This window comes from Mucilaginibacter sp. SG538B, from assembly GCF_013376065.1.
Taxonomy (GTDB): Bacteria; Bacteroidota; Bacteroidia; order Sphingobacteriales; family Sphingobacteriaceae; genus Mucilaginibacter; species Mucilaginibacter rubeus.
Genome location: NZ_JABMJI010000001.1, coordinates 21,167 through 33,537, shown reverse-complemented (window position 1 = coordinate 33,537; position 12,371 = coordinate 21,167). Strand labels below are relative to the sequence as shown.

Annotated in this window: 13 protein-coding genes; 10 read left to right on the top strand and 3 right to left on the bottom strand. The window is 43.4% G+C overall.

Features of this window, described 5'->3' with window-relative positions; translation table 11 throughout:
* Positions 1-225: 225 nt before the first annotated feature.
* A complete protein-coding gene (locus FHW88_RS00145) occupies positions 226-1,122 on the top strand; it encodes a DUF6340 family protein (RefSeq protein WP_176622235.1) in 897 nt (298 codons plus the stop codon).
* Positions 1,123-1,189: 67 nt separating this feature from the next.
* Here the strand turns inward: FHW88_RS00145 and FHW88_RS00140 are convergent, their stop codons facing one another.
* Positions 1,190-1,624: a GNAT family N-acetyltransferase gene (locus tag FHW88_RS00140; protein WP_176622233.1), complete on the bottom strand. Its 435-nt coding sequence runs from the start codon at positions 1,622-1,624 to the stop codon at positions 1,190-1,192.
* A 197-nt stretch (positions 1,625-1,821) separates the two neighbouring features.
* Positions 1,822-3,318 carry an acyl-CoA carboxylase subunit beta gene (locus tag FHW88_RS00135; protein WP_176624828.1) on the bottom strand — a complete coding sequence of 499 codons (1,497 nt, stop codon included), beginning with the start codon at positions 3,316-3,318 and terminating at the stop codon, positions 1,822-1,824.
* Between the two features lie 151 nt (positions 3,319-3,469).
* Between FHW88_RS00135 and FHW88_RS00130 the strand changes: the two genes are divergently transcribed.
* The 5 genes from FHW88_RS00130 (at position 3,470) to can (FHW88_RS00110) (ending at position 7,915) form a co-directional block, all read left to right on the top strand.
* A complete protein-coding gene (locus FHW88_RS00130) occupies positions 3,470-3,802 on the top strand; it encodes a hypothetical protein (RefSeq protein ID WP_176622231.1) in 333 nt (110 codons plus the stop codon).
* A gap of 80 nt (positions 3,803-3,882) precedes the next feature.
* Positions 3,883-5,487 (top strand): SulP family inorganic anion transporter, encoded by a 1,605-nt coding sequence (locus FHW88_RS00125; protein ID WP_410505577.1) that lies wholly within the window; start codon positions 3,883-3,885, stop codon positions 5,485-5,487.
* A 14-nt stretch (positions 5,488-5,501) separates the two neighbouring features.
* Positions 5,502-6,218 (top strand): carbonate dehydratase, encoded by a 717-nt coding sequence (gene can, locus FHW88_RS00120; protein ID WP_090534255.1) that lies wholly within the window; start codon positions 5,502-5,504, stop codon positions 6,216-6,218.
* A 267-nt stretch (positions 6,219-6,485) separates the two neighbouring features.
* Positions 6,486-7,238 carry a YoaK family protein gene (locus tag FHW88_RS00115; RefSeq protein WP_176622230.1) on the top strand — a complete coding sequence of 251 codons (753 nt, stop codon included), beginning with the start codon at positions 6,486-6,488 and terminating at the stop codon, positions 7,236-7,238.
* 20 nt (positions 7,239-7,258) lie between these two features.
* Entirely contained in the window at positions 7,259-7,915 is a 657-nt protein-coding gene (gene can / locus FHW88_RS00110; RefSeq protein WP_176622228.1) for a carbonate dehydratase, read from the top strand.
* A gap of 233 nt (positions 7,916-8,148) precedes the next feature.
* On the opposite strand, the gene pruA is transcribed toward can (FHW88_RS00110), so the two are convergent.
* Positions 8,149-9,786, bottom strand: a complete 1,638-nt coding sequence (pruA, locus tag FHW88_RS00105) for an L-glutamate gamma-semialdehyde dehydrogenase (RefSeq protein WP_176622226.1) — start codon at positions 9,784-9,786, stop codon at positions 8,149-8,151.
* 201 nt (positions 9,787-9,987) lie between these two features.
* Here pruA and FHW88_RS00100 point away from each other — a divergent pair, with 201 nt between their 5' ends.
* From FHW88_RS00100 to FHW88_RS00085, 4 genes are all read left to right on the top strand, one after another.
* Positions 9,988-10,569 carry a hypothetical protein gene (locus FHW88_RS00100; protein WP_090534263.1) on the top strand — a complete coding sequence of 194 codons (582 nt, stop codon included), beginning with the start codon at positions 9,988-9,990 and terminating at the stop codon, positions 10,567-10,569.
* The gene (locus FHW88_RS00095) at positions 10,562-10,942 is read left to right on the top strand and encodes a hypothetical protein (RefSeq protein WP_090534265.1); all 381 of its coding nucleotides are present in this window, start codon (positions 10,562-10,564) and stop codon (positions 10,940-10,942) included. The genes FHW88_RS00100 and FHW88_RS00095 overlap by 8 nt, the downstream gene beginning before the upstream one ends.
* 84 nt (positions 10,943-11,026) lie before the next feature.
* A complete protein-coding gene (locus FHW88_RS00090) occupies positions 11,027-11,167 on the top strand; it encodes a hypothetical protein (protein ID WP_175490109.1) in 141 nt (46 codons plus the stop codon).
* A 178-nt stretch (positions 11,168-11,345) separates the two neighbouring features.
* Positions 11,346-11,912 (top strand): pentapeptide repeat-containing protein, encoded by a 567-nt coding sequence (locus FHW88_RS00085; protein WP_176622224.1) that lies wholly within the window; start codon positions 11,346-11,348, stop codon positions 11,910-11,912.
* The last annotated feature ends 459 nt before the right edge of the window (positions 11,913-12,371 follow it).

Below are 12,371 nucleotides of genomic sequence, written 5' to 3'. Positions count from 1 at the left end.
ATCTAAATGTAGTAATACAGCAAATATAATAAAGCTCATGACATTGCACTAAAATTAAGCCGCATATAAGCAGTAAATCAATTATATAAAATCAATATTAAACGTTTTTGAAAATATTTAGTCACAATGAGGGCGCTGGTTTGTTTTGATACAAAAATGACCGGCTATTTCATGAAGCATTCATGCTTATGTTATACCTTTCCGCGATATTTAATTTTTAATAAGGTGAAACTATTCAGGCTAACTTGTATCTTATTTGCAGCATGTTTTTTAGCAGCATGCAGCGTACCTCAATATGTAAATGTTCCGGTTGATTACGCGCCGAAGCTGAATTTTAACAGGGCAAAAACAACTATCGTGGTTATTAACCACTACATGCCCGATTCAACCCGTAACCGCAATAAACGCGTATTGACTACATTTAAAGCCGCCGCTTATACCGCTATAAACCATGCAGCGGTACAGCTGCATGCGCTGCCCGGTGTAAAAGTTGTACAACTGGTTGATTCGGTTAACTTTACCGCCAATACCGATTCGGTGAAATTTCTGGCAAAAAAATACAACGCTTCTTATGTGCTCGCGTTTGAGGATTTTAAAGGCGAAACCAAATTGCAGCAGGATTATTATAACGGCGTACCGTCGGTTTACCGGGTATCGGTGGTTAAAACCAGCTTTACTCTTTATGAAGCCAATGGCATCTACTTTAAAAAGCTAAACGGCGAGGCTGAAATAAATGACAATAATCCTTATGGTAATGCATCCAGCTTACTTGCCCATGGCGGTCCTTTATTTGATGCTATCCGTAATTCGGCATTGGATGCCCTAAAGGATTACCTGCCTTACACCGATTATCATGACAGGCCCCTGTATACCAATGGCGACCAGCTAAGCAACTCGGTAGAACTGATCAAAGCCGGAAAATTTGATCAGGCTTTCAAGGTACTAAACCCGCTTATTGACGGGCCCGACCTGAAGCTTGCCAGCCGTGCAGCTTACAACCTTGCGGTGGTTTATGAGGCGCAGGGCGATATCGAGGCCGCACTTGAGGTGGCTAAGACCTCGAACCAGAAACAGCCCAATGATTTTGCCAAAGCTATTATTGTTGATTTGATGAAAGAGTAATTATAAAGCGGAAAGCAAAATGCACAAAGCCTAAAACAGTTGTGCGCTCGATAGCTTACCACTCTTGTTATTGCTGGCCTGGAGAAGGAATAAGTTTTTTTTCGAGGATCTCATAGTCGAAGCCGTTTTTTGAAAAAAGCTTGCCGGTATGTGTGAAGCCATGTTTTAAATAGAAACCAATGGCCGATACCCTGGCATTGCACCATAATAACGCGCCTCCATTGGTAAGGGCAAAATCGGTTATATGCTCCAACATTGCTTTACCGATGCCCATTTTTTGAACTGTTTCATCAACAGCAAATTTGCGAAACTGCCATTCGGTGCCTTTATTAAAAAGGGATACTACCGCTATGATATGATTATCTTTAAAAGCAGCAAAGTGATAGCCGTGGTTATCCTCTTCCATCTCCATTTCATAAAGTTTGCTTTCGGGATATAAGATACGTTGCCTTAACCGCCAGGTAAGCTCCGGACGGATTTGTTCGATAGAGATGTTTTTCATTGCGGATTTCGGATGTTCGATTTCGGAATTAGAAACGCAAAGGTAAACAAATCCGACTTTCTATTGCCGAAGGCACAAGTAATCACGGCACCGGCAGCCGCACAATACTTGCGCCCGTAAACAGCCAGAAAAGGCAATTATGACATCTACAATAAAAAAGAAAATAAATCCGAAATCGAACATCCGAATTCCCAAATCTACAGTGGAATATTCCCGTGCTTCTTCCTCGGGTTATGCACTACTTTATTTTCCAGCATTTTAAATGCCTGGATCAGTTTAATGCGCGTTTCGGCGGGTTCAATAACTTCATCGATAAAACCGCGTTCGGCAGCACGGTAGGGATTGGCAAAGGTATCTGAATATAATTGTTCCATCTCCAGCCATTTGGCTTCATGGTCTTCGGCCTTCGTGATCTCGCGTTTAAAAATGATTTCGGCGGCCCCTTTGGCGCCCATTACCGCAATTTCGGCCGATGGCCAGGCGAAGTTCATATCGGCACCAATATGTTTGGAGTTCATCACATCATAAGCACCACCATAAGCCTTGCGCGTAATTACAGTAACACGCGGAACGGTGGCTTCACAAAAAGCATATAATAGTTTAGCGCCATTGGTGATAATAGCATTCCATTCCTGGTCGGTACCGGGCAAAAAGCCGGGAACATCTTCAAACACCAGCAGCGGAATGTTGAAGGAATCGCAAAAGCGCACAAAACGGGCAGCCTTGGTTGATGAATGGATATCCAATACCCCGGCCAAAAAAGCGGGCTGATTAGCCACTATGCCAATACTGCGGCCTGCCAGACGCGCGAAGCCCACCACAATGTTTTCGGCAAAATCTTTATGCACTTCCAAAAACGAAGCTTTATCGATGATATGATCAATAACCTCACGGATATCATAGGGTTGTGAGGCTATTGATGGCAGGATGGCGTTTAGCTCAGGCCTAAGCTCGTCGCCGTTTTCGTAGGGAGCGGCAGGAGCTTTATCCTCACAATTTTGAGGCATATAGCTCAGCAGGCTTTTGATATGCTGAATGGCGGCTATTTCATTAGCACAGGCAAAATGAGTAACGCCCGATTTGCTGGCGTGGGTGTTGGCGCCGCCCAGTTCTTCGGAGGTTACCACTTCATGCGTAACCGTTTTTACTACGTTGGGTCCGGTAACAAACATGTATGAGGTATGCTCAACCATTAAAATAAAATCGGTAATGGCGGGCGAGTAAACAGCACCACCTGCGCATGGCCCCATAATAGCCGAGATTTGCGGGATAACACCCGATGCCATGGTATTGCGGTAAAAAATATCGGCATAACCGCCAAGGGATACCACACCTTCCTGGATGCGCGCACCGCCCGAGTCATTAAGACCGATAAGGGGAGCGCCATTCTTTAGGGCGAGATCCATGATCTTGCAGATCTTTTCGGCATGGGTTTCGGAAAGCGAGCCGCCAAACACTGTAAAATCCTGGGAAAATACGTAGGTTAGCCGTCCGTTTATGGTGCCATAACCTGTAACAACACCGTCGCCGGGATATTTTTCTTTCTCCATACCAAAATCAATGGAGCGATGGGTAACCAGCATGCCTATCTCCTGGAACGAGCCTTCATCCAATAAAAAATGCAAACGTTCACGTGCCGTTAATTTTCCTTTTTTATGCTGACTTTCAATACGTACCGGGCCTCCGCCCTGCATGGCTTCATGACGTTTTAGCCTTAACAGATCAAGCTTTTTATCCACAATTCAGGTTGTTAGTAATTGTCTAAAAATAGTAATTATATTGTAAGAATAGCTTTTGCTTACTTATTCTGGTGGTTTAATAACGGATTTTTATATATTTGTGTTGATGAAGATCAGGAATAATAAAATATGGGTAGTGGCGCTGTTCATGACCGTCTTTGTAATAAAGATGGGCATTTCGCTTGCACCTGTTTTTTTATATCTTGATAATAAAACGGTAAGTGCGGTGATCCTTCAGTTGGAGCAGGAAAGCAAAACTGAAAAAGACAGCCCCGAAAAAGACCTTGTGAAGGAGAAAAAAATCTTCGATGAGTATGACCTTCATACCATAAACTTCATCACATTTATTGCCGAAACCAAAGTTCTCCATAACCAGGAAAACGCCTTATATAAGCAGGTATATCACCCTGTGGTCCCCACGCCGCCGCCCAACGTTTAAAATGATTAACCGGATACTTCCCTATCCGGATAGCAATGCTATTTAATTCATTTTAAAGTTTTACTCAATTTTTCATTCTTATGCAAATCAAGCAAGGTGAGGCTGCTATGGGCAATCTCAACCTAAAAAAATATTTTCTGCCCAAAAATTTAAAAAGGGATATTCCTTCAAGTGTCGTTGTTTTCCTGGTGGCTTTGCCGCTATGTTTAGGTATAGCGCTGGCATCAGGAGCGCCGCTCTTCGCAGGCGTATTAACAGGCATTATTGGCGGTATAGTAGTAGGTACGCTTAGCGGCTCGCAACTGAGTGTGGCCGGTCCTGCGGCCGGTTTAACGGTAATTGTACTTAATGCCATTACTACACTTGGCGCTTACGAAACCTTTTTAATGGCCCTGGTACTGGCGGGTGTCTTCCAGATCATACTTGGAATTGTTAAAGCCGGCACCATTGCCAATTACTTCCCGTCATCGGTTATTGAGGGGATGCTGGCAGCGATAGGTATTATTTTGATCATGAAGCAGTTTCCGCACGCGGTTGGCTATGATGCCGATTTTGAGGGAGATGAGGGCTTCAGCCAGATTGATGAACACAATACCTTTTCAGGTATAACGAGGGCTTTTGCCCGGATCAATTATGGCGCGGTGATCATCAGCGTGGTATCCCTGGCATTCATGATTTACTGGCCTAAGTTTAAAAAGCTGGCTGTTGTTCCGGCGCCATTGCTGGTGGTGCTGGCCGGGATAGGTTTAAGCCTGGCCTTTAACGGCACAAGCTTCGCCTTGCTTGATAAGCAGTTTGTACGCATACCGCTGGTGAACAGCAGTGCCGAATTTTTTGCGCTGTTTAAATCGGCAGATTTTAGCCAGATAGGCAACAAGCAGGTTTGGATAACGGCCTTCACCATTGCGGTGGTTGCCAGTTTAGAAACGCTGCTGAGCCTGGAGGCTGTAGATAAAATAGATCCTATCAAACGTATCTCGCCCACCAACCGCGAACTGCTTGCCCAGGGAACGGCCAATATCGTTAGCGGTATGCTTGGCGGCTTACCCATGACGGCAGTAATTGTGCGTTCGTCGGCAAACGTAAATGCCGGTGCCCGCACTAAAGTGAGCGCCATACTGCATGGTATATTGTTATTGGTTGCTTTACTGGCGATACCGTCTTTAATTAACCATATCCCGCTGTCGTGTTTGGCAGCGATCCTGCTGATGACTGGGTATAAACTGGCTCGTATAAGCCTTTTCAAGCACATGTGGCACCAGGGCTTGAGCCAGTTTATCCCTTTCGTAGTTACCATTGTAGCCGTTGTTATGACCGATCTGCTTATTGGTGTGGGCATAGGCATGCTGGTGGGGATCTTTTATATTCTGCGTACCAACCTGCGAAATCCTTATTTCTATCATCTGGAAAAGAACGGCAGCAAAAAAGTTATCAGGATTAAGCTGGCCGAGGAAGTATCCTTCCTGAACAAGGCTGCCATACAGGTAACGCTTACCAGCTTACCGCAAGGCGCCGAAGTGGTGATCGACGGATCAAACTCAAGGTACATCGATCCGGATGTGCTGGAGATCATCCACAATTACAAGCACAATGCCTATACCAAGGGCATTATAGTGCAACTGAACGAAGTAAAGGACAAGTACGATGTACCTCCTTTAAAAGAACTGGTTTATAACCCTAACTAAAAAATCGAAAAACAATGTCAACACAAGAAAAAACAAACGGCAAAGCCGTAATAGATACAAACAATATTAAACTGGCCCAATCAAGCAGTTACAGTACTTTAATTAAAAACAACGCCGCCTGGGTTGAGCGTAAACTTGCCGAGGATGGTGAGTACTTTAAGAACCTGGCCAAAGGGCAGAGCCCGGAAGTACTGTGGATAGGCTGCTCAGACAGTCGTGTACCGGCTAACGAAGTAACCGGAACCAAACCCGGCGAAGTATTTGTGCACCGCAATATTGCCAACGTATGCGTACACTCAGACATGAACATGCTGAGCGTGCTTGACTATGCCGTTAACGTACTAAAAGTAAAACACGTTATTGTTGCCGGGCACTACGGTTGCGGCGGTGTTGCCGCCGCTATGAGCAGCAAACAATTTGGCTTAATTGACAACTGGCTGCGCCATATTAAGGATGTGTACCGTTTGCATAGCCATGAACTCGACCGTATAACCGACGAGACTACCAAAGTTAACCGCCTGGTTGAGCTTAACGTTACCGAGCAGGTATATAACCTGTGTAAAACCACCATTATCCAAAACGCGTGGAAAGAACGTCATGACCTTGAAGTACACGGTTGGGTAATTGACCTGGGCAGCGGCCTGGTTAAAGATCTGAAAGTTAGCAGCAGCAGCCCGCATAATTTAGGCTACGTATACGAGCTTGACGTTGAAGCTGTAGCTGCACACTAAAATATAATTTGATCAGTGCTTCCGACGCTGTAAGGGGCGTAGGGAGGTTTGATTGTTAAGTTGATCCCGGCTCTTAGGAAGTGGCCGGGATTTTTTTTAGCCCCAACCCAAACCCTCCCCGGAAGGGAGGGCTTAAAATTAAAAATCCCCCTTCCGGGGGAGATTTAGAGGGGGCTTATTAAAATATTACCCCTTGCATCAAACAAGCTTATGTAAACTTGGTTAAGGTTTTGTAAATTGTAACTGAACCCCTGCCGTGAAATATCTATGCTTAAAGCTGTAAAAGAACAACGTACCCTTAAAGAAAACCTGATGCTGGCCTCATCAACGGCATTTGTAGCAGGCGTTACCAATGTGGCCGGCATGCTGGCTTTTTTGGCTTTTACCTCAAATATTACCGGGCATGTGGCTAACCTTGCCAAACACATTATTGAACAAAACTACCGCCAGATGATCATCTTTTTAGTTTGGCTGCTGATGTTCTTTGCAGGGGCTTTTGTATCCAGTTTCATTGTACGCTCATTTGATGATAAAAGCAGGTGGCGGGCAAACTCCACCCCAATGGTAATTGAAGCTATGATTTTACTGGGAGTTGCCATTTACGGGCATAATTTTTACCGGGAAACACAGATGGAGCGCGAAATTGTGATCAGCGCTATTTTGTTTTCGATGGGATTGCAGAATAGCCTGGTTTCCAATATCTCGGGCGGCCTGATCAAATCGAGTCATTTAACCGGTTTATTTACTGATCTGGGCAGTGAGGTGGCCGAATGGTTTCATCCCCGCACAGAAAATACCGAAACGGCAGGTAATAAAATATTGATCAGGTTTACAGTGCTTGGCTTTTACCTGTTTGGTGCACTGGCAGGCGGATACTTTTTTAACCTGTATGAGTTTGCCATATTTTATTTTATCCCTGTTATTTTGCTCACCATCATGTATTATGACGTTTCGCCGCTTGCTTTACATAAACTTAGCCGTATGTTTGCATCGGGCAGAAAACGTCAAACCGCATCTTAAAACATCAATCTCAAAAATATATGTGCGCTCAAATTCATGATACCAGTCATATCACCTATGAAGGCTTACTGGAAGGGAACAAAAAATTTATTGAAGGTGCTTTAGCCGAAGACCCTCAATATTTTGATAAGCTGGCTAACGGGCAAAAGCCCCCTATACTTTGGATAGGCTGCGCCGACAGCCGCGTACCTGCCAACCAGATCACCAATACCGCCCCGGGTGAGATCTTTGTGCACCGCAACATTGCCAACATGGTTATCCACTCAGACATGAACATGCTGAGTGTGCTTGACTATGCCGTGAACGTATTAAAAGTAAAACACGTAATTGTTACCGGCCACTACGGCTGCGGTGGTGTTAATGCCGCTATGAGTAACAACCAGTTCGGCCTGATTGATAACTGGCTGCGCCACATTAAAGACGTTTACCGTTTACATGCCGATGAGCTTGACGCCATTGAGAACGAAACAGAACGCAGTAACCGCCTGGTTGAACTGAATGTGATAGAAAACGTGAACAACCTTTGCAAAACATCTATCGTGCAAAATGCCTGGAAAAACGGCCAGGAACTTTCGGTACACGGCTGGGTTTACAGCCTCAGCACCGGCCTTATCAACGATATGAAAGTAAGCACATCCAGCAACGAAAATATGGATGCTGTGTTTAAATTCAAGTGAGAATAGAAGCAAGAGGTCAAGAGTCAGGAATCGAGAATATAGATTCAAGAAGTCAAGAGTCAGGAATCAAGATTAGAAGATTCAACAACTTATAAGAAAACAAGAAAGAGTCGAAAAATCGGGTTTTAACATTTCCGATCTTCGACTCTTTTTATTTCTAAGCTATGACCTAAAGATTCTTAAACCAGCTTCTTCTTGTCTCTTGAATCTTGGTTTCTTGACTCTCTTCTCAACTACACTTCCTTAGCCAAAAACGGATACCTGTAATCTTTTGGCGGATCAAAGGTTTCTTTGATGGTGCGTGGCGATACCCAGCGAAGCAAGTTAATCATTGAACCGGCTTTATCATTAGTGCCCGACCCTCTTGCGCCGCCAAATGGCTGCTGACCAACTACCGCGCCTGTAGGTTTATCATTAATGTAGAAGTTACCTGCCGCGTTGCGTAAACGGGTGGTAGCTTTTTCAATAGCATACCTATCCTGCGAGATGATTGAGCCTGTAAGCGCGTATATGGAAGTTTTATCTACCACCTCAAGGATCTCATCAAATTTATCATCTTCGTAAACATATACGGTTAGTACCGGGCCAAAAAGCTCCTCGCACATGGTTACGTAATATGGGTCTTCAACTTTTAGCACAGTTGGCTCAATGAACCAGCCTTTGCTTTTATCGTAGTTACCGCCGGCAACAATTTCAACGCCCTCATCGGTTTTAGCAGCGTCGATGTATTTGGCCAGTTTGTCAAACGACAATTCGGTGATCACGGCATTGATGAAGTTTTCAAAATCTTCTACCGGGCCAATTTTAAACGAAGTAATGTCGCGCTGCATGTTTGCTTTTACCGCAGGCCACAATGAAGCCGGGATATAAGCCCTTGAAGCAGCCGAACATTTTTGTCCCTGGTATTCAAAAGCGCCGCGAACAAGGGCAGTGCTTACCACATCGGCGTTGGCGCTCGGGTGGGCAAGTACGAAGTCTTTACCGCCGGTTTCGCCCACAATGCGCGGATAGGTTTTGTATTTGTGGATATTGGTACCGATAGTTTGCCAGATGTTCTGGAATACTTTGGTTGAACCGGTAAAGTGGATTCCTGCAAAATCAGGGTGGTTAAAGATCACCTCGCCTGCAACAGGGCCATCAACGTAGATCAGGTTGATAACGCCATCAGGTACGCCGGCTTCTTTAAAAATCTTCATGATCACGTTAGCAGCGTAGATTTGCGTATAAGCAGGTTTCCAAACCACTACATTGCCCATCATGGCTGCAGATGCAGGCAGGTTCCCGGCAATAGCCGTGAAGTTGAATGGTGTAAGCGCGAACACAAATCCTTCAAGCGGGCGTTGTTCTACACGGTTCCAAACACCTTTGCCCGATACCGGCGGCTGTTGTTTGTAGATCTCGGTCATGTACTCCACGTTGAAACGCAGGAAGTCGATCAACTCACAAGCCGAATCGATCTCGGCCTGGTAAGCGTTCTTTGACTGACCAAGCATGGTGGCTGCGTTGATTTCGGCACGGTATGGGCCGGCAATCAGTTCGGCAGCTTTCAGGAATATGGCAGCACGTTGTTCCCAGGCCAGGTTTTCCCAGTCGGCTTTGGCTGCAAGGGCAGCGTCAATAGCGGCTGTGACATGGCTTGCATCACCTTCGCTGAAGGTTGCCAGTAAATGTTTATGATCATGCGGCGGACGGATTTCCAACTTGGTGTTGGTACGTACTTCCTTGCCGCCAATGTACATAGGTATATCTAATTGTTGGGCACGACCGGCTTCTAAAGCTGCCTTAAGCGCCACACGCTCCAAACTCCGCGGACCGTAATTTAAAACGGGCTCATTTACCGGTGCTGGAACATTAAAAAATCCTTTAAGCATAGATGATAATTTATGTTGCCGCAAAGATAGGAATTTTGCAGGGGAAGGTTGGGTAGGCGAATGTCAAAGGGAGGTTTATTTACATGAATTATTTAGTATTTATTGTTTGCTCATTTGAAGATTAAATTTCTTATCGTTGTATTATTTTATTCATTGAAAATAAGGGGATAACTTAATTAGCCAGAGAACATAAATATCTGAATGAATTTTAGTAAAAATAGAGTTATAGCGTCTTCAGTTCTTATAATTGGATCAGTTATAGTTTATATTATTTATTATAATCTTAAAGACGAACTTAAAAACATTGTAAACTTTTTTACCTTGTACGGTACATTTGGATCTTTATATGGATTATGTTTAGCCTATTTGCAAATTCAAAGCATAAAAGAAACAAGTGAAAAGACGAGATTAGCTGTAGATAGTTCACTGGTGAGAATAAATCAGGTATTATCGATATCGGAAATAGCTCGCTCCTTAAAGATTATTCAAGAAATTCAAACATCAATACTACATGATAAAAGCGAATTGGCGCTTTTAAGAATGAAAGACCTAAAACAAATTCTGATTCAAGTTAAATACAATGGTGATTTGCAAGATTATACCAATAGTGGGGCATACAATCAGCATATAACTGATATAAGTATTGATATAAATAACATCAATGATTCGCTTTTGAAGAAAAAGACAGGTGTTAATTTTTCTAAGGTTAACCAGAATCTCGAACAACTCGCAACGGTATTAACTGAATTTGAAAACAAATTAAAATTTGAAAGACATGACTGATGAATTTAAATTGTTAATAGAAAAACTTATAAAAAAGACATCTGCCAAGCAAGCTATATGGTCAAAAACAAGTCGAGATAATGAATATAAGTTAGAATTGCAAAAAGGTGCAATCACCGTAGATAATTGGGATAATGGCAATGGGGTGGATTTGGTCGATATAACTATTCTAAATGAATATGGCGATACGGTAGATAGGGTATATTTTGATGGTAGTGATGAAGATGATTATACGCTCTTAATAGAATTGCATACTTTGGCAAAGCGCGCTTTTTATAAGGTTGAAGAAACGATAAAAGGTATTGTATCTGAATTAGATAGTGAAAAGACTGTTGGGAAAGAAAGGCGAATAGACGACAGTTTAGATTTTTAATTTCATAATCTAATTCTTGGAAATCTATGTGTCTGTTAAGATAGATTATAACTTGCTTGAATAAGTTTTTCATTACAGTTAATATTGGTTGTTGTATTTGTGCAGCTCACCCCAATCGATCAATTCCACCTCACCAAAGATGAACCTAACCGAAGCTGCCTGTTAGCCCTGTGCGATATTATCCTGGCACAGGATCCCGATATCACCGCGGAATGGAAATTATAAAGGGTTGTAATTAACAAAATAATGATTTATCGATTGAGCGGAGCAAGGTTGCGCGTGAGGTTGAAACAGAAATCTTGTACGCCATGCAAATCCGGTAGGCATGGTGGTTGATTATCTTTATTTAATTTAAAGAGACCGGAAACCATCCTATTCCCTTTAACCTTTTACATTTGCCCCCATGCAATCCCTACTCTTCGAAGATCAAACTTTTACCAAAATAACCGCCGGCCAGCTCACCGGCACCACTTACGAAAACTGCAAATTCATCAACTGCGATTTTTCCCACGCCCGGTTTGCGGGGATCACTTTTGTTGATTGCCTGTTTGATACCTGCAACCTGCTCCTTGCCGAATTAGGCAATACCGGTTTGCAGAACATCCGCTTTAAGCACTGCAAAATAAGCGGAGTAAATTTTGGCAAGGTTAACGACTTTTTGTTCGAAGTGCATTTTGAGGATTGCATTTTAGACAATGCCGTGTTTTACAAAAAGAAGAATAAGAAGGCAACCTACACCGATTGCTCCATGATGGAAACCGACTTGACCGAGGCCGACCTGAGCGATTGTAAATTCATTAACTGTAACCTTAAAAACGCTTTCTTCAGTCGTACCATCCTTAAAAACGCCGACCTGAGCACATCCTATAACTTCATCATCGACCCGGATGATAACGTCATCAAAAAAGCAAAGTTCTCGCTTCATGGCTTACCAGGATTGCTTAACAAATATGATATCCGGATAGGATAATATTTTGGCGACTTATTAGTTAATATCAAAAGCATAAAATTAAGAATCGTCATTGCGAGTAACCATCAGGGAAGCCCTGAAAAAAACCTAATGACATGTAAAATATATTTTAGCGGTGTTGCGCGTGGGCCGCGTTAGGGATTGCAGTGTAAAGCCCGCAGCGTGTAGAGAAGTTGCGGGCAGGAAAAGCGAGGACTTGCAACGGAAAGCCCGGGCCGCAGGCAACGCCCTTGTTACACAACTGATCGAAAAAAAATATACTTAATAATCAATAACTTACAATCACGTCATTATAAGACACGAAGACAACCGAGCGAAGGGAGCTCATTAATACCTATAAAAAACAAATTATAGATATTAATAATCGTGAACTATACAGAGCGGATCTGCTAATCGGGGATTGCTTCGTTCCTCGCAATGACGCGTTTGAAATCTTGAAACTACTTACTGACCACAAAC

What these genes read in the sequence shown, in the direction of transcription:
- FHW88_RS00140 (WP_176622233.1), bottom strand. Translation starts at nt 1,624, where the DNA reads ATGAAAAACATCTCTATCGAACAAATCCGTCCGGAGCTTACCTGGCGG.
- FHW88_RS00135 (WP_176624828.1), bottom strand. Translation starts at nt 3,318, where the DNA reads ATGCAGGGCGGAGGCCCGGTACGTATTGAAAGTCAGCATAAAAAAGGA.
- FHW88_RS00130 (WP_176622231.1), top strand. Translation starts at nt 3,470, where the DNA reads ATGAAGATCAGGAATAATAAAATATGGGTAGTGGCGCTGTTCATGACC.
- FHW88_RS00125 (WP_410505577.1), top strand. Translation starts at nt 3,883, where the DNA reads ATGCAAATCAAGCAAGGTGAGGCTGCTATGGGCAATCTCAACCTAAAA.
- can (WP_090534255.1), top strand. Translation starts at nt 5,502, where the DNA reads ATGTCAACACAAGAAAAAACAAACGGCAAAGCCGTAATAGATACAAAC.
- FHW88_RS00115 (WP_176622230.1), top strand. Translation starts at nt 6,486, where the DNA reads ATGCTTAAAGCTGTAAAAGAACAACGTACCCTTAAAGAAAACCTGATG.
- can (WP_176622228.1), top strand. Translation starts at nt 7,259, where the DNA reads ATGTGCGCTCAAATTCATGATACCAGTCATATCACCTATGAAGGCTTA.
- pruA (WP_176622226.1), bottom strand. Translation starts at nt 9,786, where the DNA reads ATGCTTAAAGGATTTTTTAATGTTCCAGCACCGGTAAATGAGCCCGTT.
- FHW88_RS00100 (WP_090534263.1), top strand. Translation starts at nt 9,988, where the DNA reads ATGAATTTTAGTAAAAATAGAGTTATAGCGTCTTCAGTTCTTATAATT.
- FHW88_RS00095 (WP_090534265.1), top strand. Translation starts at nt 10,562, where the DNA reads ATGACTGATGAATTTAAATTGTTAATAGAAAAACTTATAAAAAAGACA.
- FHW88_RS00085 (WP_176622224.1), top strand. Translation starts at nt 11,346, where the DNA reads ATGCAATCCCTACTCTTCGAAGATCAAACTTTTACCAAAATAACCGCC.